This window comes from Microbacterium sp. C-MGS6 (genome assembly GCF_058140415.1).
This window is the reverse complement of sequence record NZ_CM176934.1, coordinates 1,774,191-1,800,696: the sequence shown is the minus strand read 5'-3', so window position 1 is coordinate 1,800,696 and position 26,506 is coordinate 1,774,191. Positions and strand designations below refer to the sequence as shown.

General features: G+C 69.1%; 20 protein-coding genes and 1 tRNA gene. 17 read left to right on the top strand and 4 right to left on the bottom strand.

What is annotated here, in order from left to right; all coding sequences use genetic code 11:
- The first annotated feature begins 10 nt into the window (after positions 1-10).
- The 7 genes from lgt to AC3B5L_RS08630 all read left to right on the top strand — a co-directional run bounded on the left by lgt (position 11) and on the right by AC3B5L_RS08630 (position 11,956).
- A complete protein-coding gene (gene lgt / locus AC3B5L_RS08660) occupies positions 11-1,036 on the top strand; it encodes a prolipoprotein diacylglyceryl transferase (protein WP_259954846.1) in 1,026 nt (341 codons plus the stop codon).
- Between the two features lie 142 nt (positions 1,037-1,178).
- Entirely contained in the window at positions 1,179-5,702 is a 4,524-nt protein-coding gene (gene gltB / locus AC3B5L_RS08655; RefSeq protein WP_490096400.1) for a glutamate synthase large subunit, read from the top strand.
- On the top strand, positions 5,695-7,161 hold the full coding sequence (locus AC3B5L_RS08650) for a glutamate synthase subunit beta (protein ID WP_259954848.1): 1,467 nt from the start codon (positions 5,695-5,697) through the stop codon (positions 7,159-7,161). The genes gltB and AC3B5L_RS08650 overlap by 8 nt, the downstream gene beginning before the upstream one ends.
- 56 nt (positions 7,162-7,217) lie before the next feature.
- On the top strand, positions 7,218-8,666 hold the full coding sequence (pyk, locus tag AC3B5L_RS08645; RefSeq protein WP_136052871.1) for a pyruvate kinase: 1,449 nt from the start codon (positions 7,218-7,220) through the stop codon (positions 8,664-8,666).
- Positions 8,667-8,775: 109 nt separating this feature from the next.
- Positions 8,776-9,582, top strand: a complete 807-nt coding sequence (locus AC3B5L_RS08640; RefSeq protein ID WP_363443939.1) for an alpha/beta fold hydrolase — start codon at positions 8,776-8,778, stop codon at positions 9,580-9,582.
- Entirely contained in the window at positions 9,522-10,232 is a 711-nt protein-coding gene (locus AC3B5L_RS08635) for an esterase/lipase family protein (protein WP_232089021.1), read from the top strand. Before AC3B5L_RS08640 ends, AC3B5L_RS08635 begins: the two co-directional genes overlap by 61 nt.
- Before the next feature lie 167 nt (positions 10,233-10,399).
- Entirely contained in the window at positions 10,400-11,956 is a 1,557-nt protein-coding gene (locus AC3B5L_RS08630; RefSeq protein ID WP_259954851.1) for a KAP family P-loop NTPase fold protein, read from the top strand.
- A 44-nt stretch (positions 11,957-12,000) separates the two neighbouring features.
- Here the strand turns inward: AC3B5L_RS08630 and AC3B5L_RS08625 are convergent.
- A tRNA-Leu gene (locus tag AC3B5L_RS08625) sits at positions 12,001-12,086 on the bottom strand.
- Positions 12,087-12,186: 100 nt separating this feature from the next.
- On the opposite strand from AC3B5L_RS08625, the gene AC3B5L_RS08620 reads away from it, so the two are divergent.
- Positions 12,187-12,804 (top strand): ANTAR domain-containing response regulator, encoded by a 618-nt coding sequence (locus AC3B5L_RS08620; RefSeq protein ID WP_025103469.1) that lies wholly within the window; start codon positions 12,187-12,189, stop codon positions 12,802-12,804.
- Positions 12,805-12,813: 9 nt separating this feature from the next.
- Complete coding sequence (locus AC3B5L_RS08615) at positions 12,814-13,377, top strand: GNAT family N-acetyltransferase (protein ID WP_259954854.1); 564 nt, start codon at positions 12,814-12,816, stop codon at positions 13,375-13,377.
- On the opposite strand, the gene AC3B5L_RS08610 is transcribed toward AC3B5L_RS08615, so the two are convergent.
- Positions 13,352-13,780: a hotdog fold thioesterase gene (locus AC3B5L_RS08610; RefSeq protein WP_259954856.1), complete on the bottom strand. Its 429-nt coding sequence runs from the start codon at positions 13,778-13,780 to the stop codon at positions 13,352-13,354. The two genes, AC3B5L_RS08615 and AC3B5L_RS08610, sit on opposite strands and share 26 nt — an antisense overlap.
- Positions 13,781-13,825: 45 nt before the next feature.
- Here AC3B5L_RS08610 and polA point away from each other — a divergent pair, with 45 nt between their 5' ends.
- The 7 genes from polA to AC3B5L_RS08575 are packed head-to-tail and all read left to right on the top strand — an operon-like array spanning position 13,826 to position 23,084.
- Entirely contained in the window at positions 13,826-16,459 is a 2,634-nt protein-coding gene (polA, locus tag AC3B5L_RS08605; protein WP_259954858.1) for a DNA polymerase I, read from the top strand.
- A gap of 39 nt (positions 16,460-16,498) precedes the next feature.
- On the top strand, positions 16,499-18,175 hold the full coding sequence (locus AC3B5L_RS08600; protein WP_366236672.1) for a DUF885 domain-containing protein: 1,677 nt from the start codon (positions 16,499-16,501) through the stop codon (positions 18,173-18,175).
- Positions 18,176-18,230: 55 nt separating this feature from the next.
- Entirely contained in the window at positions 18,231-19,265 is a 1,035-nt protein-coding gene (locus AC3B5L_RS08595; RefSeq protein ID WP_259954861.1) for an LLM class flavin-dependent oxidoreductase, read from the top strand.
- A gap of 51 nt (positions 19,266-19,316) precedes the next feature.
- Positions 19,317-20,669, top strand: coding sequence for an MFS transporter (locus tag AC3B5L_RS08590; RefSeq protein ID WP_259954863.1), 1,353 nt, complete (start codon positions 19,317-19,319; stop codon positions 20,667-20,669).
- A 28-nt stretch (positions 20,670-20,697) separates the two neighbouring features.
- The gene (locus AC3B5L_RS08585; protein ID WP_101845740.1) at positions 20,698-21,453 is read left to right on the top strand and encodes an SGNH/GDSL hydrolase family protein; all 756 of its coding nucleotides are present in this window, start codon (positions 20,698-20,700) and stop codon (positions 21,451-21,453) included.
- Between the two features lie 19 nt (positions 21,454-21,472).
- Positions 21,473-22,219: a formylglycine-generating enzyme family protein gene (locus AC3B5L_RS08580; protein ID WP_490095641.1), complete on the top strand. Its 747-nt coding sequence runs from the start codon at positions 21,473-21,475 to the stop codon at positions 22,217-22,219.
- Between the two features lie 52 nt (positions 22,220-22,271).
- Positions 22,272-23,084 (top strand): arginase family protein, encoded by an 813-nt coding sequence (locus AC3B5L_RS08575; protein WP_259954866.1) that lies wholly within the window; start codon positions 22,272-22,274, stop codon positions 23,082-23,084.
- A 7-nt stretch (positions 23,085-23,091) separates the two neighbouring features.
- Here the strand turns inward: AC3B5L_RS08575 and AC3B5L_RS08570 are convergent, their stop codons facing one another.
- Entirely contained in the window at positions 23,092-24,417 is a 1,326-nt protein-coding gene (locus AC3B5L_RS08570) for an MFS transporter (protein ID WP_259954868.1), read from the bottom strand.
- Positions 24,418-24,736: 319 nt separating this feature from the next.
- Here AC3B5L_RS08570 and AC3B5L_RS08565 point away from each other — a divergent pair, with 319 nt between their 5' ends.
- Complete coding sequence (locus tag AC3B5L_RS08565) at positions 24,737-25,804, top strand: GNAT family N-acetyltransferase (RefSeq protein WP_259954869.1); 1,068 nt, start codon at positions 24,737-24,739, stop codon at positions 25,802-25,804.
- 15 nt (positions 25,805-25,819) lie between these two features.
- Here AC3B5L_RS08565 and AC3B5L_RS08560 read toward each other — a convergent pair whose 3' ends face one another.
- A complete protein-coding gene (locus tag AC3B5L_RS08560; protein ID WP_259954871.1) occupies positions 25,820-26,464 on the bottom strand; it encodes a hypothetical protein in 645 nt (214 codons plus the stop codon).
- Positions 26,465-26,506 lie beyond the last annotated feature (42 nt).

The following is a 26,506-nucleotide window of genomic DNA, read 5'->3' as shown; positions in this document are numbered from 1 at the left end:
GATCGCACTCATGTCCTCCGCGCTCCACAGCACCGCCGCCGGCGTGCTCGCCAGCATCCCGAGCCCGCCCGTGTCGTACTTCGATCTCGGCCCGCTCCGGATCCACTTCTACGCGCTCTGCATCATCGCCGGCATCATCGTCGCTGTGCTGATGACGAACCACCGCCTCACCAAGCGCGGGGCGGAGCCGTGGGTGGTCATCGACATCGCGATCCTGGCGGTGCCGCTCGCGATCATCGGCGCGCGCATCTTCCACGTGCTCACCCACCCGAATTTCTACTTCGGCGAAGGCAAGAACACCTGGAACCCCTTCGAGCCCGGTTCCGTCTGGGCGATCTGGGAGGGCGGCATCGCCATCTTCGGCGCGCTCATCGGCGGCGCCGTCGGGGCGTACCTCGGCTGCCGGTGGACCGGCATCCGCTTCTGGACGTTCGCGGACGCGCTGGCTCCCGGCCTGCTGCTCGCCCAGGCGATGGGCCGGTTCGGCAACTGGTTCAACCACGAGCTCTTCGGCCTGCCCACCTCGCTGCCGTGGGGCCTGGAGATCGAGTCGACGAACTCGGCCTTCCCTCCCGGGCTTCCCGAGGGCACCCTGTTCCACCCGACGTTCCTCTACGAGGTCATCTGGAACGGGCTCGGCGTCCTCGTGCTCCTGTGGCTCGGTCGCAAGCTGTTCTTCCAGTGGGGTCGCCTCTTCGCGATCTACCTGATCTGGTACAGCGCCGGACGCATCCTGTGGGAGTCGATCCGGATCGACCCGAGCGAGATCATCCTCGGCCTGCGCAGCAACGTCTGGGCCGCCATCATCGGCGTCGTCGTCGGACTCGTCATCCTGGTCGTGCAGACCCGCCGTCACCCCGGTCTCGAGCCCTCGCCGTACCAGCCGGGCCGCGGACGGAAGGACGTGGACGCTGATGTACAATCGCAGGACAATCCCTCTGATTTCGTGGACGTGAGCGAGCCTCCGGCCGAAGAAGTCGCCGCCGGAGCCACTGCCACAAGCGCTGCTCCCTCGAGCGGGGACGGCTCCCGATAACGCCGACTCGCGGCGGGAGAACCATTGCACTGAACGAGCGGGCCGACGACGTCCCCGGGTTTCACTGAAGATCTGAGGACGGTAACTGGTGTACTTCCAGCCCCCTTACGGCGCCTCCGGCGCATACCCCCCGAAGCAGGGCATGTACAACCCGGCGTTCGAGAAGGACGCCTGCGGCCTGGCCATGGTCGCAACGCTGCGCGGCGAAGCCGGGCACGACATCATCGCGCTGGCCCTCGAGGCCCTGCGCAACCTGGAGCACCGCGGGGCCATCGGGTCCGACGCGGGCACCGGGGACGGAGCCGGCATCCTCACCCAGATGCCGGACGCCTTCCTCCGCGCGGTCACCGGCTTCGAACTGCCGCCCGTGGGGGAGTACGCGGCCGGGCTGGCCTTCCTGCCTCGCGATTCGAGCGAGCGCCGCCAGCAGAAGGCCGGGATCGAGAAGATCGCCCGCGCGGAGGGGCTCCGCGTCCTCGGCTGGCGCGAGGTCCCCACCGCCAACGAGAACCTCGGCAAGCTCGCCGACGAGGCCCGTCCCGCCTTCGAGCAGCTCTTCGTGAGCGCAGGCGGCGCCACCCTCGCCGATGCGCCGCTGACCGGCATCGCGCTCGACCGCGTCGCCTACCGTCTGCGCAAGCGCGCGGGCCACGAGCTCGGCGCCTACTTCGTCTCCCTGTCCAGCCGCACGCTCGGCTACAAGGGCATGGTCACCACGCTCCAGCTCGAGCCGTTCTACCCGGATCTGCAGGACGAGCGCTTCGCCTCCGAGCTCGCCGTCGTGCATTCGCGGTACTCGACGAACACGTTCCCGTCGTGGCCGCTCGCGCAGCCGCTGCGGATGCTGGCCCACAACGGCGAGATCAACACCGTCGGCGGCAACCGCAACTGGATGCGCGCCCGCCAGTCGCAGCTCGAGTCCGAGCTCCTCGGCGACATCTCGCCCCTGCTGCCCATCTGCACGGACGGCGCCAGCGACTCCGCCTCATTCGACGAGGTGCTGGAGCTGCTCACCCTCACCGGCCGCAGCCTGCCGCACGCGATCATGATGATGGTGCCGGAGGCGTACGAGAAGCAGGCCGACATCTCGCCGGAGCTGCGCGCGTTCTACGAGTACCACTCCAACCAGATGGAGCCGTGGGACGGCCCGGCCGCCCTCATCTTCACCGACGGCACCCTGGTCGGTGCGACCCTGGACCGCAACGGCCTGCGCCCCGGACGCTGGACGGAGACCACCGACGGCCTCGTCGTCATCGGATCCGAGACCGGTGTCCTGCACTTCGAACCCGAGCGCATCAAGCGCCGCGGCCGGCTCCAGCCCGGCAAGATGTTCCTCGTCGACACCGCCCAGCGCCGGATCGTCGAAGACGAGGAGATCAAGCACGACCTCGCGACGATGCACCCCTGGCAGGAGTGGCTCGACGCCGGTTCCGTCCGCCTGGCCGACCTTCCGGAACGCGAGCACATCGTGCACCCGCCGGCCTCCATCACCCGGCGACAGCGCACCTTCGGATACACGGAGGAGGAGGTCCGCATCCTCCTCACCCCGATGGGCCAGACGGGGGTCGAGCCGCTGGGTGCCATGGGGTCGGACACGCCGATCGCCGTCCTCAGCAAGCGCCCGCGCCTGCTCTTCGACTACTTCACGCAGCAGTTCGCGCAGGTGACCAACCCGCCGCTGGACTCGATCCGCGAAGAGGTCGTCACGAGCCTCAAGCTCGGCCTCGGTCCCGAGGTCAACCTCCTGACCTGGGGGCCCGAGCACACCCGCACGGTGTCGCTCGACTTCCCGGTCATCGACAACGACGAGCTCGCGAAGATCCGTCACATCGACAAGGCCCTGCCCGGGCGCTCGAGTGCCACCATCCGCGGCCTCTACCACTTCGACGCCGGACCCCACACCCTCGCGGAGCGTCTCACCGAGATGTGCGCCGAGGTGGATCAGGCCATCGAGGACGGCGCGGAGTTCATCATCCTGTCCGACCGGGACTCGAACAAGGACCTCGTCCCGATCCCCTCGCTGCTCATGGTGTCGGCGATCCATCACCACCTCATCCGGCGCGAGAACCGGATGAAGGTCGGTCTGATCGTCGAGGCCGGCGATGTGCGCGAGGTGCACCACGTCGCGACCCTCATCGGCTACGGTGCCTCCGCGATCAACCCGTACCTCGCCATGGAGACGGTCGAGCACCTCGTGCGCACCGGCTACATCACGGGCATCTCCCCGGAGAAGGCGGTCAAGAACCTCATCTACGCGCTCGGCAAGGGCGTGCTGAAGATCATGTCGAAGATGGGCATCTCCACGGTGTCGTCCTACGCGGGCGCGCAGGTGTTCGAGGCCGTGGGCCTCAGCCCGGAGTTCATCGACGCCTACTTCACGCGCACCGAGTCGAAGCTGGGCGGTATCGGGATCGAGGAGATCTTCGCCGAGAACCAGGCCCGCCACGACTACGCCTACCCGGAGGACGCCGCGGCACGCGCCCACGAGCGACTGTGGACCGGAGGCGAGTACCAGTGGCGTCGCGACGGCTCTCCGCACCTCTTCAACCCGGAGACGGTGTTCAAGCTGCAGCACTCCACGCGGACCCGCCGCTACGACATCTTCCGCGAGTACACCAAGCTCGTCGACGACCAGGCGGCCGAGCTGAAGACCCTGCGCGGCCTCTTCTCGCTGCGGACCGGGACGCGCAAGCCCGTGCCGCTGGACGAGGTCGAGCCCGTCTCCGCCATCGTCAAGCGCTTCTCCACCGGCGCGATGAGCTACGGCTCCATCTCCAAGGAGGCGCACGAGACCCTCGCCGTCGCGATGAACCGCATCGGCGGCAAGTCGAACACGGGCGAGGGCGGGGAGGACCCTGACCGGCTCGTCGATCCCGAACGGCGCAGCGCCATCAAGCAGGTGGCATCCGGTCGGTTCGGTGTCACGAGCCTCTACCTCACCGAGGCCGACGACATCCAGATCAAGCTCGCCCAGGGCGCCAAGCCCGGTGAGGGCGGTCAGCTCCCGCCGACCAAGGTGTACCCGTGGGTCGCGCGCACCCGACACGCCACGGCGGGCGTCGGGCTCATCTCGCCGCCTCCGCATCACGACATCTACTCGATCGAAGACCTCAAGCAGCTCATCTTCGACCTGAAGCGGGCGAACCCCGAGGCGCGCATCCACACGAAGCTCGTCAGCCAGTCCGGCATCGGCGCGGTCTCGGCCGGTGTCGCCAAGGCGCTCAGCGACGTCATCCTCGTGTCCGGTCACGACGGCGGCACGGGCGCGAGCCCGCTGAACTCGCTGAAGCACGCCGGAACACCGTGGGAGCTCGGCCTCGCCGAGACGCAGCAGACGCTCATGCTCAACGGCATGCGCGACCGCGTGGTCGTGCAGGTCGACGGTCAGCTCAAGACCGGTCGCGACGTCATCATCGGCGCCCTGCTCGGTGCCGAGGAGTTCGGCTTCGCCACTGCGCCCCTCGTCGTCAGCGGCTGCATCATGATGCGCGTCTGCCACCTCGACACCTGCCCGGTGGGCGTCGCGACGCAGAACCCCGTCCTGCGCGACCGTTTCACGGGCAAGCCCGAGTTCGTCGTCAACTTCATGGAGTTCATCGCGGAGGAGGTGCGCGAGCTGCTCGCGGAGCTCGGCTACCGCTCGATCGACGAGATCGTGGGCCGCACCGAGCTGCTGGAGACCAACGCGGCGATCGCGCACTGGAAGGCCGAAGGGCTCGACCTCAGCCCCGTGCTGGAGGGCCCGGCGTTCCCGGCCGGCGAACCGCGTCGCAGCGGGCGCGCCCAGGACCACGAGCTCGACAAGCACTTCGACGTGCAGCTCATCGACATCGCGAAGGCGGCGCTGCTGAACGGCGACCCCGTCGTGGTGGAGCTTCCGATCGCCAACACAGAGCGCGCGGTCGGCACGATGCTCGGGCATCAGGTGACCTCGCGTCACGGCGCCACCGGCCTGCCGAAGGAGACGATCGACGTCACCCTCACCGGCACCGCGGGGCAGTCGCTCGGCGCGTTCCTGCCGCCGGGGATCATCCTCCGGCTGGAGGGCGACGCCAACGATTACGTGGGCAAGGGCCTCTCCGGTGGGGACATCACGATCCGGCCGCCGCGCGGCTCCGCGATCGCCCCGCACGAGAACGTCATCGCGGGCAACGTGATCGGCTACGGCGCCACATCGGGGACCATGTTCATCTCGGGCGTGGTGGGCGAGCGCTTCCTCGTCCGCAACTCCGGCGCGACCGCTGTGGTCGAGGGCGTCGGCGACCATGCTCTCGAGTACATGACCGGTGGCCTCGCGGTCATCCTCGGGTCGACCGGCCGGAACTTCGGCGCCGGCATGTCCGGGGGAGTGGCCTACGTGCACGCCCTGGACACCGGCAAGGTCAACGCGCAGTCGCTCGGCAGCGGCGAGCTCCGGCTCGAGCCGCTGGACCGCGCCGACCTCGAAGTGCTTCGCGGCCTGCTCGTGGAGCACGTGGAGCGCACGGCGTCTCCGCGTGCCGCCGCTCTGCTGGAGGACTTCGACGCGAGCGCGGCGGAGTTCGTGAAGGTGCTCCCGCGGGACTACGCCGCCGTGCGCAGCATGCGCGAGGAGGCACTGGCCGAGGGGATCGACCCCGACGGCGACATCGTCTGGAACCGCATCCTGGAGGTGACCGGTGGCTGACCCCAAAGGCTTTCTGAAGGTGACCGAGCGGGAACTTCCCGCTCGCCGTCCGGTGCCCGTGCGCATCATGGACTGGAAAGAGGTGTACGAGCCCGGCGACAAAGCCGTGCTCCGTCGCCAGGCCGGCCGGTGCATGGACTGCGGCGTGCCGTTCTGCCACTCCGGCTGCCCGCTGGGCAACCTCATCCCGGAATGGAACGACCTCACCTGGCGCGGGGAGGGGCGTGCGGCGATCGAGCGTCTGCACGCGACGAACAACTTCCCGGAGTTCACCGGACGCCTGTGCCCGGCCCCGTGCGAGAGCTCGTGCGTCCTCGGCATCAACCAGCCGGCCGTGACGATCAAGCAGATCGAGGTCTCCATCATCGACGAGGCCTTCGCCAAGGGCTGGGTCGAGCCGGAGCCGCCGGAGCGCCTGACGGGCAAGACCGTGGCCGTCGTGGGCTCGGGTCCCGCCGGTCTCGCGGCCGCCCAGCAGCTGACCCGGGCGGGTCACACCGTCGCCGTCTTCGAGCGCGACGACCGCATCGGCGGCCTGCTGCGGTACGGCATCCCGGACTTCAAGATGGAGAAGAGCCAGCTCGAGGCCCGCCTCCGCCAGATGCAGGAGGAGGGCACGCGCTTCCGCGCCGGCGTCGAGATCGGCAAGGACATCTCGTGGGCCGACCTGCGCGCCCGGTACGACGCGGTCGTGATCGCCACCGGCGCCACCGTCCCGCGCGACCTGCCGATCCCCGGTCGCGACCTCGACGGTGTGCACTTCGCGATGGAGTACCTCGTCGAGTCGAACCACGCGGTGGCCGGCGACTCCGTCCCCGGCCAGATCACCGCCGAGGGCAAGCACGTCATCGTCATCGGCGGCGGCGACACCGGGGCCGACTGCATCGGCACCGCGCACCGCCAGGGCGCCCTGAGCGTGACCAACCTCGCCATCGGCAAGCAGCCGAGCGAGACGCGGCCGGATCACCAGCCCTGGCCGATGATGCCGACGATCTTCGAGGTGGCCTCGGCTCACGAGGAGGGTGGGGAGCGGATGTTCCTCGCGTCGACCGTGGAGTTCCTGTCGAACGACGTCGGCGAGGTCCGCGCGCTGCGCGTGGCCGAGACCGAGTACATCGACGGCCGCCGCGTGCCCAAGAGCGGCACGGAGCGCGAGATCCCCGCGGACCTGGTGCTCATCGCGATGGGCTTCACCGGGCCGGAGCAGGACGGCTACACCGAGGACACCCGGCCGGAGGTCACCGAGCGCGGCGCCTTCCGTCGTGCCGCGAGCTACGAGTCGTCGATCCCCGGTGTGTTCGTGGCGGGTGACGCGGGTCGCGGTCAGTCGCTCATCGTCTGGGCGATCGCGGAGGGCCGAGCGGCGGCGGCGAACGTCGACCGCTTCCTCATGGGCACCACCGTGCTGCCGGAGCCGGTGCGCCCCAGCGATGTCGCGATCGGCCTCCAGCCCGCGTAGGCTGAGGCCGGCAGTGTCGCCTGTACGTAATCCCACACTTCTACCCTGGAGACATGTTGAGACGCGCGAAAATCGTCGCCACCCTGGGCCCCGCCACTTCCACGTATGAGACGGTGCGCGCACTGATCGATGCGGGTGTGGACGTCGCCCGACTGAACCTCAGCCACGGTGACTACTCCGTGCACGAGAACAACTACGCGAACGTGCGTCGCGCGGCGGAGGACTCCGGTCGCGCCGTCGCAATCCTCGTCGACCTCCAGGGCCCGAAGATCCGTCTGGGCCGCTTCGAGGACGGACCGTACGAGCTCGCCAAGGGCGACATCTTCAAGATCACCACCGAGGACATCATCGGCAACAAGGAGATCTGCGGCACGACGTTCAAGGGCCTTCCCCAGGACGTCAAGCCCGGCGACTTCCTGTTGATCGACGACGGCAAGGTCCGGGTCGAGGTCGTCGAGACCGACGGCGTCACCGTCACCACGCGCGTCGTCGTCGCGGGCGCCGTCTCGAACAACAAGGGCATCAACCTGCCCGGTGTCGCCGTGAACGTCCCCGCGCTGAGCGAGAAGGACGAGGACGACCTCCGCTGGGGCCTCCGGACGGGTGCCGACCTCATCGCGCTCTCGTTCGTCCGCAACGCCTCCGACGTGACCCGCGTGCACGAGATCATGGCCGAGGAGGGCGTCCGCGTCCCCGTGATCGCCAAAATCGAGAAGCCGCAGGCCGTGGATGCGCTCGAGGAGATCGTCGACGCGTTCGACGGCATCATGGTCGCCCGCGGCGACCTCGGCGTGGAGCTGCCCCTCGAGGCCGTCCCGATCGTGCAGAAGCGCGCCGTCGAGCTGGCCCGTCGCAACGCGAAGCCCGTGATCGTGGCGACGCAGATGCTCGAGTCGATGATCAACAGCCCGGTGCCGACCCGTGCCGAGACCTCCGATGTCGCCAACGCCGTCCTCGACGGTGCCGACGCGGTCATGCTCTCCGGCGAGACCAGCGTGGGCGACTACCCGGTCGTCGTCGTCGAGACGATGGCCCGGATCATCGAGTCGACGGAGGAGCACGGTCTGGAGCGCATCCTGCCGCTCACCACGAAGCCCCGCACGCAGGGCGGTGCCATCACCCTCGCCGCCCTCGAGGTCGCGGAGTTCGTGGACGCCAAGTTCCTCTGCGTCTTCACGCAGTCGGGCGACTCGGCGCGCCGCCTGTCCCGCCTGCGCTCCCGCATCCCCATGCTGGCCTTCACGCCGGAGCCCGGCATCCGTCGTCGTATGGCGCTGACCTGGGGCCTGCGCTCCACGCTCGTCGACATGGTGCAGCACACCGACCTCATGTACCACCAGGTGGACGAGTACCTCCTCGAGAACGGCCTCGCCGTCGAGGGGGACAAGGTCGTCGTCATCTCCGGTTCCCCTCCCGGGATCATCGGTTCCACGAACGACCTGCGCGTGCACAAGGTCGGCGACGCGCTCCGTGGCGCGGCACCGATCTACAAGGCAGGCGTCTGACGCAGACGTTCCGAGAGGGGCGGGGCTTCGGCCTCGCCCCTCTCTGTCATCTCCGGGCCGGGGCGTCAAGCCTCTCGGCCGTGACCGCCGCCTCGGCTAGCGTGCTGCCATGGTCCTCCGTCGCCTCCTCGTCACCTCCGGGCTGACGTTCCGCATCCTGGAGAGTCCGCGGCCGGCCGGCAGCACGGCCCCGACCGTGGTCCTCGTGCACGGGATCGGGATGTCGCACCGGTATCTGTCGCGGCTGCACGCCGTGCTCGCCGACACGACCCGGGTGGTCTCCGTCGACCTTCCGGGCTTCGGCGGCCTGCCCAAACCGCGGTTCGACGTCTCCATCCCGCAGATGGCCGCGGGTCTCGCCCAGGTGGTGGCGAGCCTCGACGACGACCGCGTCGTGCTCGTCGGACACTCGATGGGCGTGCAGTGGGCCGTGGAGACGGCGCTCCGGCATCCCGAGTACGTCCGCACGGTCGTCACGATCGGCCCCGTCGCGGACGACGCCCACCGGACGCTCGGTGCACAGGCGCGCGCGCTGGCCATCGACACGTTCGGCGAGACCCCCGCGATCAATACCGTCGTCTTCACCGACTACCTGCGCTGCGGCGTGCGGTGGTATCTCCGTCAGGTCCGGCACATGCTCGCGTATCCCCTGGAGGAGAAGATCGCCGCGCTCTCCATGCCGGTGCTTGTCGTGCGGGGGAGTGAGGACCCCATCGCAGGACGCGCGTGGTGCCGGCGCCTGCGCGACGCGGCGGCCGTCTCGCGACTGGTGGAGATCCCCGGTCACCACCATGTCGCGCAGCAGTCCGCGCCCCGGGCGGTGGCTTCCGCGATCCTGGCCCACACGACGGGAGCATGGCCGACGGCGGTGCCGGCCGCAGCCAGCCGGCGGGGGAGGGCCCCATCGACGTCCTGAGGATGCTGGGCTGGTGGGCTGCGGACTACGCGTACGCCGGGTTCTGGCAGGTTCGCTCGTTCTTCGGCCGCGACCAGGCGGACGACTTCGCCACCGGAGACCGCGCCCCGATCGTCGTCCTCGCCGGCGTCTACGAGACCTGGCGCTTCCTGGAGCCGCTCATCGTCGCGCTGCACGAGCGGGGCCATCCGGTGCACGTCGTGGACGCGCTGCGCCGCAACCAGTTCCCGGTGCAGGATGAGGCCGACCAGGTGGCCGACTACCTGCGAGCGCACGACCTCTCCGGCGTCTTCCTCGTCGCCCACAGCAAGGGCGGTCTCGCCGGGAAGCTGGTGATGACCGGCCCCGAGGGCGGACGGATCCGCGGGATGCTCGCCATCGCGACGCCCTTCGGGGGCTCACGATATGCGCGGTTGCTGCCCGGTCGGGTGCTGCGCGCGTTCTCGCCGGACGACCCCTCTATCGTCGCCCTGGGGCGGGAGCTCGACGTCAACGCCCGCATCGTCTCGATCTACGCCGCGTTCGATCCGCATATCCCCGAGGGGAGCGAGCTCGCCGGGGCCAAGAACGTGGTGCTGGAGACGGGAGGGCACTTCCGGATCCTCGCCCACCCCCGCGTGATGGCCGAACTCGCCGCCCTCGCCGAGTGACGGGGCGAGCGGTCCGCGATGCTGGTGCCGAGCGTTCGGCTGCCCAGCCGGGTTCCACAGTCTCTCCGTGATTAAGTGGGCAGCCCTGCTTCCGCACGGCTGCCCGCTTGGTACATTCAGAACAGGGCCGCGCTTGCCGTCCTGCGACGAAGGGAAGCGAGGTGGCGATGGGCGATCGTCTGGCTGTGGTGGGTGACTTACCGACTACGCAACCAAAGCTCGGGTTCGAGTCTTATGCGGCGGCGCTTGTCGATGCTGTCGAGGGTGGAAAGCCCGCGCAGTACACCCTCGGTTTGTATGGCCCCTGGGGATCGGGCAAGTCTTCACTTTTAGGTGCACTTGCCTCGGGGCTGCGGGCGAACGGCAAGAGCGTCGTGATCGAGTTTGACGCGTGGAGGTATCAACCAGGGGGAGAGCTCGTTGCCTCGTTGTTGACCTTGATTGCGAGGGCGATCGAGCAGAACGCGAAGCTACGGCATTTCGGGAGCAAGTTGTTGGATGTGGCCCAGGCCATGGTGTCCGCCAGCTCGCTGACTTTCGGTGGCCCTACCGGAGCCACATTGGAGATCGACGGTGAGAAGGCGATGCGCGCGCTGGACGCCGAGAAGGCGCCGCCAAACTTCGTCGATGCAATCCGCGAAATGCGCCGCGCCGCCGACGACATCTCTGGCGAACGACTAGTGATCCTTATCGACGATCTTGATCGTTGCTCTCCGACGAATCTCGTCGCCGTGCTTGAGACGATCAACAACGTCATGGATCTCAGCGGTTTTGTTTTCGTAGTTGCCCTCGACTACGACGTGCTCGTGCAAGCGATCACTGCCGAGTACCCCCACGTTTCCGGGCACGAGTTCATCGAAAAGATGGTGCAGATCCCGTTTCGCGTCCCGCCCCTCAACACCAGTTCGGCGCATGTTCTCCGCGACCTTCTTCCCAACTTCCAGACACTGGTAAGCCTTCAAGACGAGCGGTTTCAGTCAGTGTTGTTGGAGGTAGTCCGTCGTGCACTACGAGGCAATCCCCGTCAGGCCAAGCGCCTGGTCAACTCGTATCTGGTTCTCGATCGGATCCTTAGCAGACAGAAGTCAGCTGCAAGTCGCGCGTTGCTCCTAATAATCCTCGGCCTCCAGTTCGGGTGGCCCGATGATTATCGCCGTGTGCAACGCGCTGTGAGCATGGGCGCGTTGGATACCGCAGGGGAGCTTGAGCGCTACTTCGACGACTCCGAGGATGAGCATGGTCCCGCTGCATTCCTGACAGCCGTCTTGTCGCGCGACCTTGCAAGCGCCTCGCTTCCCGAGCTGATTCACATGGCCGCAACCACCGCTCCGACTTCAGCGGCGGACGAACGGGAAGTTCTCGTTGAGGCCGTGAGAGGGATGGTGTCTGCGTACGGATGGCAGGAGGTCGATGCCGATGTGTGGCGCCCCGCCGCCGAAGTCGAGCAGGGTCACACAGTCCGCTTGGCTCTTCATGGGAGGCGTCTCGCAATCGAGATGCGTGAGTACGCGCAGACGAATAAGACACACGCGAGAGGGACGAAGCGGGATGTCAAGCATGTTTTCCACACAGTGACCCACGTGACGCTGGCGGATTTCCGGACTTTGGAGCCTACGATCGAGCGTCTCTCCTCATCAGCAGGACTAGGTGCCTGGCGAAAAGAGAAGATGGAAGCACGCCAGTCGCGCTTAACCGACGTCTCCCGACCTAGGTCGAAACACTAGCCGACCTCGATCGCATGCTGGGGGCCACGAGCGGTCCGCGATGCTGGTGCCGGCGGTGGGACTCGAACCCACACGCCCTCTCGGACAAAGCATTTTGAGTGCTCCGCGTCTGCCATTCCGCCACGCCGGCCCGTGTCTCGCGACTTCGACTGTAGCGCAGACGACGGACGCTTCCTCGCGTGCCCGCTGTCTTCAGCCGGTGGTGTGGACCTCTCCGTTAGGATGGACGGGTGACCGAGCAAGAACAGGCTGAGCAGCCCACGGCATCCGCACCCCGACGCGTCGTCGTCGCCGAAGACGAATCGCTGATCCGTCTCGACATCGTCGAGATCCTCCGCGACAACGGCTTCGATGTCGTCGGCGAGGCCGGCGACGGCGAGACGGCGGTGGCCCTCGCCACCGAGCTGCGTCCCGACCTCGTCATCATGGACGTGAAGATGCCCCAGCTCGACGGCATCAGCGCCGCCGAGAAGCTGCACAAGGGCAACATCGCCCCCGTCGTGCTGCTGACCGCGTTCAGCCAGAAGGAGCTCGTGGAGCGGGCGAGCGAGGCCGGAGCCCTGGCCTACGTCGTGAAGCCCTTCACGCCGAACGACCTCCTTCCCGCGATCGAGATCGCTCTGGCCCGCCACGAGCAGATCATCACCCTCGAGGCCGAGGTCGCCGACATGGTCGAGCGCTTCGAGACCCGCAAGCTCGTCGACCGGGCCAAGGGACTCCTCAACGAGAAGATGGGCCTGAGCGAGCCCGAGGCGTTCCGCTGGATCCAGAAGGCGTCGATGGATCGCCGGCTGACGATGCAGGACGTCGCCAAGGCGATCATCGAGCAGCTCGCTCCCAAGAAGTAGGGCACTCCGGTGCTCCGGCTGGACGCAGAGCACGTTCTGCGGCCGGTCCGTGCCGGGGACGGAGCCGCACTCGCGCGTGCGTACCGGGCGAACAGGGAGCATCTCGCCCCCTGGGAGCCGGTGCGCTCCGAGGCGTTCTTCACCGAGGAGTGGCAGGAGCAGAACGCCCAGCAGTGCGTCGCCGAGGCTGCTCTCGGCCGCAGTTCCCGCTTCGTGATCCTCTCGGACGACGGGGAGATCCGCGGCCGGATGAACCTGAACACCATCGTTCGCGGCGCGTTCTGGAGCGCCGATCTCGGCTACTGGATCGATTCCACCCGGCTCCGCCGCGGCCTCGCAGGTCGCGCGGTGGCCCTCATCTCGGAGCACGCGCGGGACGAGCTGCGGCTGCACCGGCTCCAGGCCTCGACGCTGCTGCACAACGTGGCCTCCCAGCGCGTCCTCACCGGCAACGGCTTCGAGCGCATCGGCATCGCCCCGAAGTACCTGCGGATCGCGGGGGAGTGGCAGGACCACATCCTCTTCCAGCTGCTGCTGGAGGAGCCGGTCAGCGCCCGGCGGGAGCGTCCTTGATCATGTTGGTGATGCGGATCGTGGAGCAGCGCCGGCCCTGATCGTCGGTCACGACGATCTCGTGCACCGTGACGCTCCGGCCCAGGTGTACGGGCGTGCAGACCCCGGTGACCACCCCCGAGGTGGCCGACCGGGTGTGCGTGGCGTTGATGTCGACCCCGACCGCCAGGCGGCCCGCTCCCGCATGCAGATTGGCCGCCATCGAGCCGAGCGATTCGCCCAGCACGACATAGGCGCCGCCGTGCATGAGACCGACCGGCTGGGTGTTGCCCTCCACCGGCATCGTCGCCACGCACCGATCGACGCCGAACTCGACGAACTCCATGCCCATCTTCTCGGCCAGGGCTCCCATGCCGCGGGCGGCCGCCCACTCGAGTCCTTCGCTGGTGGCGACCTCGCTCATGCATCCTCCTCTGCGGGTGTCCGTGCTCCTCGTTAGGCTGACAGGGTGACGGACTCCGCAAAGCCTACCCTCATGGTCGTCGACGGCCACTCGCTCGCCTACCGGGCCTTCTTCGCCCTCCCGGTGGACAACTTCACCACCAAGGACAACCAGCACACGAACGCCATCTACGGGTTCCTGTCCATGCTGGTCAACCTCATCAAGGCCGAGCAGCCCACCCACCTCGCGATCGCGTTCGACACCTCCCGCCACTCGTTCCGCACCGACGAGTACCCGGAGTACAAGGCCACCCGATCCGAGACGCCGCAGGAGTTCAAGGGCCAGATCCCGCTGCTGCAGGACTGCCTCGCCGCGATGTCTATCCCGGTGCTGACGCAGGAGGGCATCGAGGCCGACGACATCCTCGCCACCCTCTCCACCCAGGGCGCCGCCCAGGGCTACGACGTGCTCGTGGTCTCCGGAGACCGCGACACCATCCAGCTCGTCACCGACGACGTCACGCTGCTGTATCCGTCCGTGCAGGGTGTCTCGCAGCTCAAGCGCTACGACCCGACCACGGTGCAGGAGCGCTACGGCGTCCGTCCCGAGCAGTACCCCGACATCGCCGCCCTCGTCGGTGAGACCAGCGACAACCTCCCCGGTGTGCCGAAGGTGGGGGAGAAGACGGCCGTCAAGTGGCTCACGCAGTTCGGCTCCCTCGACGAGCTGCTCAAGCGTGCCGGCGAGATCAAGGGCGTGGTCGGCGGCAACCTCCGCGATCACATCGAAGACGTCCGCCGCAACCGCAAGCTCAACCGCCTGCTGACCGACGTGGAGCTGCCGGTGGCACCGGCCGATCTCGCGGTCGCCCCGATCGATGCCGAGGCCGTCCGCGACATCTTCGCCCGACTCGAGTTCCGCACGCTGCTGCCGCGGGTCTTCGAGGCCGTCGGTGCGGGCGAGGTGGCCGACGACCCGGCCTCCGTCGTCGAGATGCCGGCGCCGGCACAGGTGTCCGCCCCCGATCTGGCCACCTGGGCCGCGGCGCAGGACGGAGACATCGCTCTCCGGGTCGTGGTGCAGTCGGGCGCACCTGTGCGCGTCGGCGTCGCCACCGGGAGCGAGCTGCGCGAGCTCGACTGGTCGGAGGAGGCGGCCGCGGCGCTGCGCACGTGGCTGGAGTCCGACGCGCCGAAGGTGCTGCACGACGCCAAGCCGCAGGTGAAGGCGCTGCTCCGTCACGGGATCCGTCTCGGCGGGCTCGCCTACGACACGAGCCTCGCCGGCTGGCTGCTGCGTCCGAGCTTCCCGGACAAGACGCTGTCCGACCTCGTCCAGCGCTACCTGGGGGAGAAGCTCCCCGAGGCCGATCCGTCGCAGCTCGTGCCGGAGACCGAGGGTGCCACCCCGTCGCAGGAGGCGTGGTTCATCCTCCGCGTGGCCGAGGCCCTGCGAAACGATCTGCCCGAGCCGGTCGACGCCGTGCTCCGCGACATCGAGCTGCCGACGCTCCGCACGCTCGCCGACATGGAGCTCGCCGGCGTCGCCGTCTCGCACGAGGTTCTGTCGACGTTCTCGGCCGAGCTCGCGACACGCGCGGATGCGCTGGCCCAGGAGGCGTTCTCGGTCGTCGGCCGCGAGTTCAACCTCGGGTCGCCGAAGCAGCTCCAGGAGGTGCTGTTCGAAGACCTGCAGCTTCCGAAGACGCGCAAGACGAAGACCGGGTACTCGACCGATGCGGCCGTGCTCGCCGACCTCCAGGAGTCGCACCCGCACCCCTTCCTGAGCCTGCTGCTGCAGCACCGAGAGGCGACGAAGCTGCGGCAGATCATCGAGTCCCTCGACACCGCGATCCGCGAGGACAATCGGGTGCACACGACCTATGTGCAGACCGGCAGTCAGACCGGGCGCCTGTCCAGCACCGACCCGAACCTCCAGAACATCCCGGTCCGCACCGAGGAGTCACGGCGCATCCGCAGCGCCTTCGAGGTCGGCGAGGGGTACGAGACCCTGCTCACCGCCGACTACTCGCAGATCGAGATGCGGATCATGGCGCACCTCTCGGGTGATGAGGGGTTGATCGAGGCCTTCAACAGCGGTGAAGACCTGCACCGTTTCGTCGGCGCCCGCGTGTTCGGCGTCGATCCGTCCGAGGTCACGCCGGCGATGCGCACCAAGGTGAAGGCGATGTCGTACGGCCTCGTCTACGGGCTCTCCGCGTTCGGGCTGTCCAAGCAGCTGCGCATCGAGCAGTCGGAGGCCAAGCAGCTCATGGTGGAGTACTTCGCACGGTTCGGTGCGGTCCGCGACTACCTGCGGGCCTCGGTGATGAAGGCCAAGGAGGTCGGCTACACCGAGACGATCTTCGGACGTCGGCGGCCGTTCCCCGATCTCGCGAGCCCCAACCGCGTGCTGCGCGAGAACGCCGAGCGGGCCGCGCTCAACGCCCCGATCCAGGGCAGCGCGGCCGACATCATGAAGATCGCGCTGTTCCACATCCACGACGACCTCCACGCCGCGAAGCTGGAGTCGCGGGTGCTGCTGCAGATCCACGACGAACTCGTCGTCGAGGTCGCTGCGGGGGAGTGGGACGCGGTGGAGCAGATCGTCCGCACGCGGATGGGTGACGCCGCGCAGCTCTCCGTGCCGCTCGACGTGCAGGTCGGCCGCGGTCGGGACTGGAACGAAGCCGCGCACTGATCCCGGTGGCCGGAGGGGGCGGGGATTAGGCTGGAAGGCATGACTTCCGCACCCCGCACCCCCTCCGCCATCGACAGGGTCGCCGATGAATGGGTCGACACGATCGCCGTGCTGGCGCCGACTCTCGGCACGTACATCGGCCGCTCCGAGGTCAACGACCGATTCGGTGACCTGAGTCCGGAAGGTCACGAGGAGATCGCCGCGGCGACGCGGGCCACACTGGACAAGCTGGCCGCGCTGGAGCCGGTCGACGCGATCGACGAGGTCACCAAGACCGATCTCAGCGCCGAGCTGCGCCTCGACCTCGAGTTGCACGACGCGAAGTGGCACCTGCGTGATCTGAACGTCATCGCATCCGCCGCGCAGGACGTCCGCTCCGCCTTCGACCTGATGCCCACCGCGACGGTCGAGGACTGGGAGGTCGTCTCCACCCGACTCTCTGCCGTGCCGGGGGCGCTGCGCGGGTACATCGAGACGCTCCGTCTGGGCATCGCCGAGGGCGTCACTCCCGCCCGTCGCCAGGTCGCGGAGGTCGCGACGCAGATCGACCGCTACATCGCCGACGACGGATTCTTCGCGGCGTTCGTCGCGCACGCCGATCCCGAGGAGGGTCAGCTTCCCGCCTCGCTCGCCCGCACGCTGGCGGACAACTCCGCGGCTGCCCGGGTCGCCTACGGCGAGCTGCGGCGCTTCCTGGCCGAGGAGCTGGCCCCCGAAGCCGGTGAGACGGACGCCGTGGGGCGCGAGCTCTACGCCCTCAACTCCCGGCGTTTCCTCGGCGCGACCATCGACCTCGACGAGACCTACGAGTGGGGCCGGGAAGAGCTCGCCCGCATGGTGGCCGAGCAGACGGCGATCGCGAACGAGATCCTTCCCGGAGCCTCCGTCGAGGAGGCCGTCGCGCATCTGGAGTCGGACCCCGCCCGCAAGCTCGTCGGCACCGAGGCGCTCCAGCGGTGGATGCAGGAGACCAGCGATCGCGCGGTCGCCGAGCTGGGTGCCTCGCACTTCGACATCCCGGAGGCGATCCGCACGCTGGAGTGCATGATCGCGCCGACGCAGGAGGGCGGGATCTACTACACCGGTCCCACCGACGACTTCTCGCGCCCCGGTCGCATGTGGTGGTCGGTCCCCGAGGGCGTCACCGAGTTCGACACGTGGCGCGAGCTCACCACCGTGTACCACGAGGGTGTGCCGGGGCATCACCTGCAGATCGCCCAGGCCGTCTACAACCGCGCCGAGCTCAACTCCTGGCGGCGGCTGCTCGCCGGCACGTCGGGGCACGCGGAGGGCTGGGCGCTGTACGCGGAGCGGCTGATGGAGCAGCTCGGTTACCTCGATGACCCGGCGGATCGCCTCGGCATGCTGGATGGGCAGCGGATGCGGGCGGCGCGCGTGGTCCTCGACATCGGCGTGCACCTCGGCAAGCCCCGACTCGAGGGCGAGGGCGTCTGGGATGCCGAGTACGCGCTCGACTTCCTCCGCCGCAACGTGAACATGTCGGACCAGTTCGTGCAGTTCGAGGTCAACCGGTACCTCGGCTGGCCGGGTCAGGCGCCGTCGTACAAGGTCGGTCAGCGCATCTGGGAGCAGGTCCGCGACGCCGTGCAGCAGGCGGAGGGCGACGCGTTCAGCTTCAAGGGCTTCCACAAGCGCGCCCTCGATCTCGGCGGCGTCGGACTCGACACGCTGCGCAGCGCGCTGCTCCCTCGGTGACGGGAATGCCGGCCCGAGTCCGCGTGTTCCATTCACCTGAATAGGAAGGTGTGACATGGACATCGAATTCGGGCTGGACACGTTCGGCGACATCACCCGGGATCAGGACGGCGAGCTGCTCAGCGGCGCGCAGACCATCCGGAACGTCGTCGCGCAGGCGGAGCTGGCCGACACCGTCGGCGTCGACTTCTTCGGGGTGGGGGAGCACCACCGGCGCGAGTTCGCGGTCTCGTCCCCGGAGATGGTGCTCGCGGCGATCGCGGCGCGCACCGAGCGCATCCGGCTGGGCACCGCCGTGACCGTGCTGTCCTCGGACGACCCGGTGCGTGTGTTCGAACGCTTCTCCACCCTCGACGCCCTGTCCGGCGGCCGGGCGGAGGTCGTCCTCGGGCGCGGTTCGTTCATCGAGTCCTTCCCGCTGTTCGGCTACGACCTGCGCGACTACGACCGGCTCTTCGAGGAGAAGCTCGAGCTGCTCGTCGAGCTCCTCAAGGAAGAGCCCGTCACGTGGTCCGGCTCGCTGCGGCCGTCTCTCGACAACGCGGACGTCTTCCCGAAGACCGAGAAGGGCCTGCGCACGTGGGTCGGCGTGGGGGGCAGCCCGGAGTCCGTCGTGCGTGTCGCGCGTCACGGTCTCGCCCTGATGCTGGCGATCATCGGCGGCCCGGCCGGGCGGTTCAAGCCGTTCGTCGACCTCTACCACCGCTCGGTCGCCTCCTTCGGGACGACCGCCCACCCGGTGGCCGTGCACTCACCCGGTCACATCGCGCCCACCGACGCGGAGGCGTGGGACGAGGCCTACCCGGGCTTCGAGGCGATGAACAACACCATCGGTCGCGAGCGCGGCTGGCCGCCTTACAGCCGCGCGCGCTTTCAGAACGACATCGGTCCGGAGGGCTCGCTCTATGCCGGTTCGCCGGAGCGCGTCGCGGCGAAGATCGCCGACACGATCAAGACCCTCGGGCTCGGCCGCTTCGACCTCAAGTACGCGACCGGCACCCTGTCGCACGAGTCGATGATGCGCAGCATCGAGCTGTACGGCACCGAGGTGATCCCTCGGGTGCGGAAGCTCCTCGCCGACCGCGACTGAGCTGGCGTCATCTCGCGGCTCGGCGGGACGGGCGGCCCTACGATGAGAATCATGGCCGATACCGCCCTGCCGAGCCGCACCTCGCTCGCCGAGCGCCTCGACGTCCTCCCGTTCACCCGCCGGCACCTGCGCCTGCTCACGGGCTCCGGCGTCGGCTGGGCGCTCGACGCGATGGACGTCGGACTCATCTCCTTCATCATCGCGGCGCTCTCACAGCAGTGGGATCTCACGAAGGGGGAGGCCGGCTGGATCGCCTCGCTCGGCTTCGTCGGCATGGCGGTCGGCGCGACCCTCGGCGGTCTTCTCGCTGACCGCTTCGGCCGCCGGCAGGTGTTCGCCCTCACGCTGCTCATCTATGGCGTGGCCACCGGAGCGAGTGCGCTGGTCGGATCAGTGGCGGCGCTGCTCGTGCTGCGGTTCTTCGTCGGCCTCGGCCTGGGAGCGGAGCTGCCGGTCGCCTCGACCTACGTGAGCGAGTTCGCGCCCGCGCGCATCCGGGGACGGCTGATCGTCATCCTCGAAGCCTTCTGGGCTGTGGGCTGGACGGCGTCTGCCGTCATCGGGTTCTTCGTCATCCCCGCCTCTGAGGCAGGCTGGCGGTGGGCCTTCGCGCTCGGCGCGATCCCCGCGGTCTACGCCCTCGTCGTGCGGTGGGGTCTGCCCGAGTCGCCGCGCTGGCTGGCGTCCCGCGGACGAATCGCGGAAGCCGACCGCATCGTCGCCGCGTTCGAGGCCGATGCCGGTGTCGAGCACACCCCGCAGATCCGGAAGGAGCCGGCGTCGCGGGCGATCGCGATGACGGCGCGTGCCCGGCTCGCTGCGCTCTGGAGCGTCGAGTTCCGGATGCGGACCGCCTGCCTCTGGCTGGTGTGGCTTGCCGTCAACTTCGCCTACTACGGGGCGTTCATCTGGATCCCGAGCATCCTCGTCGACGCGGGATTCGACCTCGTCCGCTCGTTCGGCTTCACCCTCATCATCACGCTCGCGCAACTCCCGGGCTATGCCGTGGCCGCCTGGCTCATCGAAGTGTGGGGCCGCCGGGTCACGCTCTCGGTCTTCCTGCTGGGGGCGACCGCCTCGGCCGTCGTCTTCGGCACCGCCACGACGGTGCCGATGATCATCGGCGCAGGCATGGCCCTGTCGTTCTTCACCCTCGGTGCGTGGGGTGCGCTGTACGCGGTGACGCCGGAGATCTACCCGACCTCGCTGCGCGGCACGGGGGCCGGCTGGGCCGCCGGGGTGGGCCGCATCGCCTCCATCGTGGCTCCCCTCGCCGTTCCCGTCCTCCTCGGGGCCGGCGGCGCGCCCCTGCTGTTCGTCGTGTTCGCGGCCTGCTTCCTCGTCGCCGCCGCGGCGGCCTGGGGTCTCGTCGATCGGAGCGGAGCGGCGCTGGACGACCGGTGACGTCCGGGACCGGGAATAGGCTGGGCGCGTGGCTGATGTACGTTTCGTCGCGATAGGCGACTCCTTCACCGAAGGCGTGGGCGATGTGCTCCCCGATGGGCGCGAGCGCGGCTGGGCCGACATCGCCGCGCAGGGATGGGCGGATGCCGCGGGGCACCCCATCCAGTACGCGAACCTCGCGATCCGGGGGAAGCTGGCGTGGCCGATCGTCGAGGAGCAGCTCGAGCCGGCGTTGGCCCTGCGCCCCACGCACCTGTCGTTCAACGGCGGGGGCAACGACATGCTGCGGCCGCGGACGGACGTCGAGCACATCGCCGACGCGTTCAGCCGGGTGCTGCGGCGGTGCGACGAGGAGGGTGTGACGATGATCCTGCTCTCCGGTGCCAACCCCAGCGGGCAGCTTCCGATGGGATCGCTCGTGCAACGCCGCGGCGATCTGCTCTCCGAGGCGGTCCTGCGGCGCATCGAGGACCGGCCCGACGTCATCCGTGCCCTCAACTGGCCGGACACGGAGCTGTCGAAACCCGCGTACTGGTCGGAGGACCGGCTGCACATGAACGCGGCGGGCCACCACCGCGTCGCGGCCCGCGTGCTGCACGGGCTCGGCTTCGAGCCGCCGGCAGCCTGGTGGGCGCCGCTCGACCGCTGGACCGCAGGGCCCGGGGGCCTGGCGTACTACCGGGAGTTCGTCGGCCCGTGGGTGCGACGGCGCGTGACGAGGACCTCATCCGGGGACGGCCGCGCAGCGAAGTATCCGACCTGGGTCGAGCGGACCCCGGCATGAGCGACGTCACGCCCCGCGGATGAGCGACATCGAACTGGTCCGTCTCCCCGCCGGGACGGTCACGCTGCACGACGCCCGACGCCGCACGCGCCGGACCGTCGAACTCGAGCCGTTCTCCCTCGCCGCCTTCTCGGTGACGGAGGAACAGGTCACCGAAGTCCTGGGCACACCGACCCGGCACCCTCGTCGCCCGGTCGCCGACGTGAGCTGGCTGCGCGCGATCCACTTCTGCAACGCCGCCTCGGAGTGGGAGGGACTCGATCCCGTGTACCACTTCGAGGGTGAGGACGTGGCCTGGGACACCACAGCGGACGGCTACCGCCTTCCGACCGAGGCCGAGTGGGAGTACGCCTGCCGAGCAGGCTCCACCGGGCCGCACTATGCGCCGCTGGCCGAGGCCGCCTGGACCGCGGTCGACGGAGTGGGCACGCCGCAGGACGTGGGCGGGAAGCTCCCGAACCTGCACGGGCTCTTCGACACGCTCGGCAACGTGTGGGAGTGGTGCTGGGATCTCCTCGACCCCGCGCGGTACGACGACTATCGGGTCTTTCGCGGCGGAGGATTCGCCGACGATGCCTGGAGCGTGCGCGCGTCCGTTCGCCGCGGGGGAGCGCCGCGCATGCACCATGAGGACGTCGGTTTCCGCGTTGCTCGGGGCGCCTTCGACACCGAGGAGGAGGCGCAGGGCTGGTCGGCGGCCGCGGACCGGGAGCGGGCCTTCGTCGACGGCGGTCTGCCCTCGGGCTGGACCCCGCGCCGACGGTAGCCCGCGCCGGGCGGTTTTGGTCGCCCACTCTGCGCGGTGGGAGACTGAAGGGATGACCACGCCGTTCGCGCTCATCCTCAACCAGGGTCGCGTCGCCGACCGCACGGACGGAGCCCTCGTCGGGGCACGCCGCGTCGCCGACGCGCTGTCCGCGCTCCTGCAGCGGGAGCCCGTCGTGGTCGGTACCCCGGAGCCGGGCCGGATGGACGACTGGTCGGTCGCGCTGCCCGAAGCTGCGGAGACGCTCACGGGTCTGCGTGACGCGGTGCAGGAGGCGATCGCCGCGGATGCGACGCCGCTCCTCGTGACGAACACCTGTGCGGCGAGCCTCGGAACGCTGCCGAGTGTCGCCGAGCACCACCCCGACGCAGTGGTGCTGTGGATCGACGCGCACGGCGACTTCAACACGCCAGACACCACCGACTCCGGCTACCTCGGCGGCATGGTCCTCGCCGCCGCCTGCGGGCTGTGGGACAGCGGCCACGGGGCGGGCATCGACCCCAAGCAGGTCATCGTCGTGGGCGGTCGCGACATCGATCCCGCCGAGGGGGAGCTGCTCGCCGGTGCAGGAGTGACCGTCCTCAGCCCCGCGGAGAGCACCCCGGAGCGGCTCAGCGCGCTCATCGCCGGGCGACCGGTGTGGATCCATGTCGACTGGGACGTCTTGGAGCCCGGTTACATCCCTGCGGCCTATCGCGTCGGCGACGGTCTGCTGCCGCACCAGGTGGCCGCGCTGTTCGCCGCGATCCCGTCGGCGGACGTCCGCGGCGTGGAACTCGCCGAGTTCGAGGCGGGCGACGCGGAGGTGCCCGAGCGCGTCAGCGTCGAGTTGATCGTGGAGACCGTCCAGCACCTCCTGCGCTGACGGGCGCTCAGCGACGCCGGTCGGGATCCAGCCCCATGCGGATCCGCGTCCGCTTGCGTTCGATGAGGATGAACACGACTCCGAGGACCCAGAGCGGGATCAGGGTGAGGAACGCGACACGGAACGCGTCGAGCGTGTAGGTGTCCGGGGTGCCGGCGCCCTGGGCGTCGAGGAGGAGACCGATCACGAACACGGCGATCAGGGCAGCGATGAAGCCGCCCGCGTTCGTCACGCCGGTCGCCGTGCTGAGGCGATGCACGGGGTTGTGCGTGCGGGCGTGGTCGAAGGCGATCATCGACGCGGGGCCGCCGGTCGCCAGAGCGACCGCCAGGACCCAGAGCAGCCAGTCCGGGGCGGGGCCGGGGAGGGCGATGACCGCGATCCAGGCCGCCATCTGCACGCCGACCGCGGGGAGGACGAGGGCGAGCGAGCGGTGGTTCGGCAGGCGGCGGGAGAGATCGCCGATGATCGGGCCGAGGATCATGCCCGCGACCACGTAGATCGAGATGATCCCCGCCGCGTGGGCGGTGGTCAGGCCCTCGCCGGCCGTGAGGAACGGCATGCCCCACAGCAGCACGAACACCGTGCCGGCGAACGGTGTGGTGAAGTGCGACCAGAACGCGAGCCGTGTGCCGGGATGTGCCCAGGCCGCCCGGATGCCGACGCCCGTGTCGATCGCCGACGTCACGACACGCACGACTCCGGTGTCCGTGTTCACCGACACGTCCGGACCGCTCTCGGCGGGGTTGTTGCGCACGATGAGCCACACGAGGATCGTGAAGAGCAGGCCGAGACCGGCGATGCTGCCGAACGTGATCGACCAGGTGGTGGCGTGCAGCAGGGCGGCGACCGGCACCAGCGCGATCAGCTGCCCCGCCTGCCCGATGATCCCGGTGAACTGGACCATGACGGGGCCGCGCTGCGCGGGGAACCATGTGGCCACCAGTCGCAGCACGGCGGGGAACACGGCGGCGTCGCCGGCTCCGAGGAGGACACGCGCGACGATCGCGATGCCGATGCTGGGGGAGAGGGCCATGGTGAGCTGTCCGGCCGCCATGAGCAGCATCCCCGCCGTGATGATCGGACGGGATCCGTAGCGATCGAGGAGGACGCCGACCGGGATCTGCATCCCGCCGTACACCGCGAGCTGCACGACGGCGAACAGTGCGAGCGTCGAGGCGTCCGCCTGGAAGCGGTCGGCGGCCTCGACACCGACGGCACCCAGAGATGTGCGGTTCGTGATGGCGAGCACGTAGGCCGCGACGCCGACGGACCAGATCGCCCAGGCCCGCCACCCCGGCGTGGAGACGGGGGAGTGGGAGATCTGAGGCACCCTTCCACGCTACTCCTGCGTGGAGCGCGGGCACGCACAGCGGTTGGAGCGAACTTTTCGCGGAATCGTCGCCCTCACGCGGGTGCGGCAAACCGGACGATCTCCTCGGCCACGGCCTGTGGCATGGAGATGTACGGTGAGTGGCTCGCCGACAGTGTGCGCGAGTCGCTGGCGGCCCGATCCTACAGGAGCCGTATGCGTTCCCCGGTGGCCGGCGCCTCCACTTCGCCGACCCGCGCGGCAACGAGCTCGGCGTCTGGTCCTCCCACTAGGCGCTGCAGATCATAGCGCGGGGGCGGAGGAGTGCCAGACTGCGAGGATGAGTCACGTGCCCCGCATCCCGGAGATGGACACCTCGCGCCTCCGCCTGCGCAGGCAGGCGATCGAGGACGCGCCCGTGTTCCGCCACCTGTGGACCGAACGCGACGAACGAGTCCCCCCGCACCGGCGGCTCGACCCGGACGGTCGCCCCGACGTGGACGACATCCGAGCGCATATCCGCGATGCCGAGGAGTCGTCGCTGCTCACCGTGGAACGCATCGACACCGGGGATCCGATCGGGTACTGCGGTCTCGTCTACGGCGGCGAGGGGGTGGGCACCGAACCAGAGCTCGCGTTCGAGCTGCTGCGCGCCGAGCACAACCGGGGGCATGCCACCGAAGCTGCTCAAGCCGTCCTGACATGGGCAGACGGGGCGGGCTTCGACCGCGTCTGGGCCGGCGTCTGGGAATGGAACCTCCCGTCCCGGCGGGTGCTCGAGAAGCTCGGCTTCGTCGAGTCCGGACGGGAACGCCCGTCCTCCGCCCACGGTCGAAACATCCTGACCGTCAGGACGCGAACTGCCGTTCCCCGCATCGTCAGCGGCGAGATCACCCTGCGCCCGTTCGAACCAGACGATCTCGATGCGGTGATCGAGGCCTCCACGGACCCTTCGATCACGTCGGTCACGAGCGTGCCCGTCGCCCCGGGTAGGGCGGAGGCCGCCGCATGGGTCACACGTCAGCACCAGCGTCTGCTGTCGGCCGAGGGGTATTCCTACGCGATCGAGCGCCAGGGGGAGTGCGTGGGCCAGATCGGTCTGTGGCTCCGTGACATCGAGCAGGGGCGGGGAACGGTCGGGTACTGGATACGGCCAGGTCGTCGGGGGCGCGGAACTGCATCCATGGCTCTTCGCGTCCTGTCGGAGTGGGCGTGGACGATCGAGGATATACAGAGGCTGCAGGCTCACGTCGAGCCGGGGAACGAAGCGTCGTGTCGGACTATCGAGCACGCGGGCTTCGTCCGCGAAGGGCTGCTCCGCTCCTGGCAGACCATCGCCGGAAGCCGTCGCGACATGTTCGTCTATGCTCTGGTCCGGCCGGACGCTCCGGGCACCCTTTCCGTATGACGCGGATGCCGTCATTCAGGTGATGGTGGCCGGCGCGACGCGCAGACGTTGCTCGCGGATGCCCAGGACGAGGGCGACGATGCCGAGGAAGACGGTGCCGATTGCGGGCCCGTCCAGGACGAGATGACCGGCGATCCTCGATATCGCTGTGCCGAAGGGCGCCGACGAGGAAACGGTGATCCCGACGACGAACGCGAGGGGCGTCCAGAAGACGACCCACAGCGGGGCCCAGCGCCAGGGCGAGGGGAGGACCCCCGCGCGTCCGATTCCGACAGCGGCGATGATCGCCAACGCGGCCAAACTCCCGTAGTACAGCGCGGCAGCAAGCACCCAGGCGTCTTCGCGCGCGTTGGGGTCGCCGGGCGACTCCGGGACGAGGCCGAACCAGAGGGACTGGGCGAACGGCGTGACAGCCAGCGCGAGGGTCGCGACGGTGCTCACGGGCCGCCGAGCAGTGACGCTACCCGCACGACCGACACCGATCACGAACAGAACGGCCGCCGATGCGAACACGGCATCCTTCGCGATCGCAAAGCCGGCGAGCTCCCCGCGGGCTGTGAACCAGATGACGACCGAGAGGAGGAGCAGGATTCCGCCGGTGACCCATGTGAGCCGACGCGCTCGACTATCAGCAGTTGCGTTCACGGCCCCATCGCTCACGCAATCACCCTAGTCGTCGTTGGATCTTCGAGCAGCCCGCAG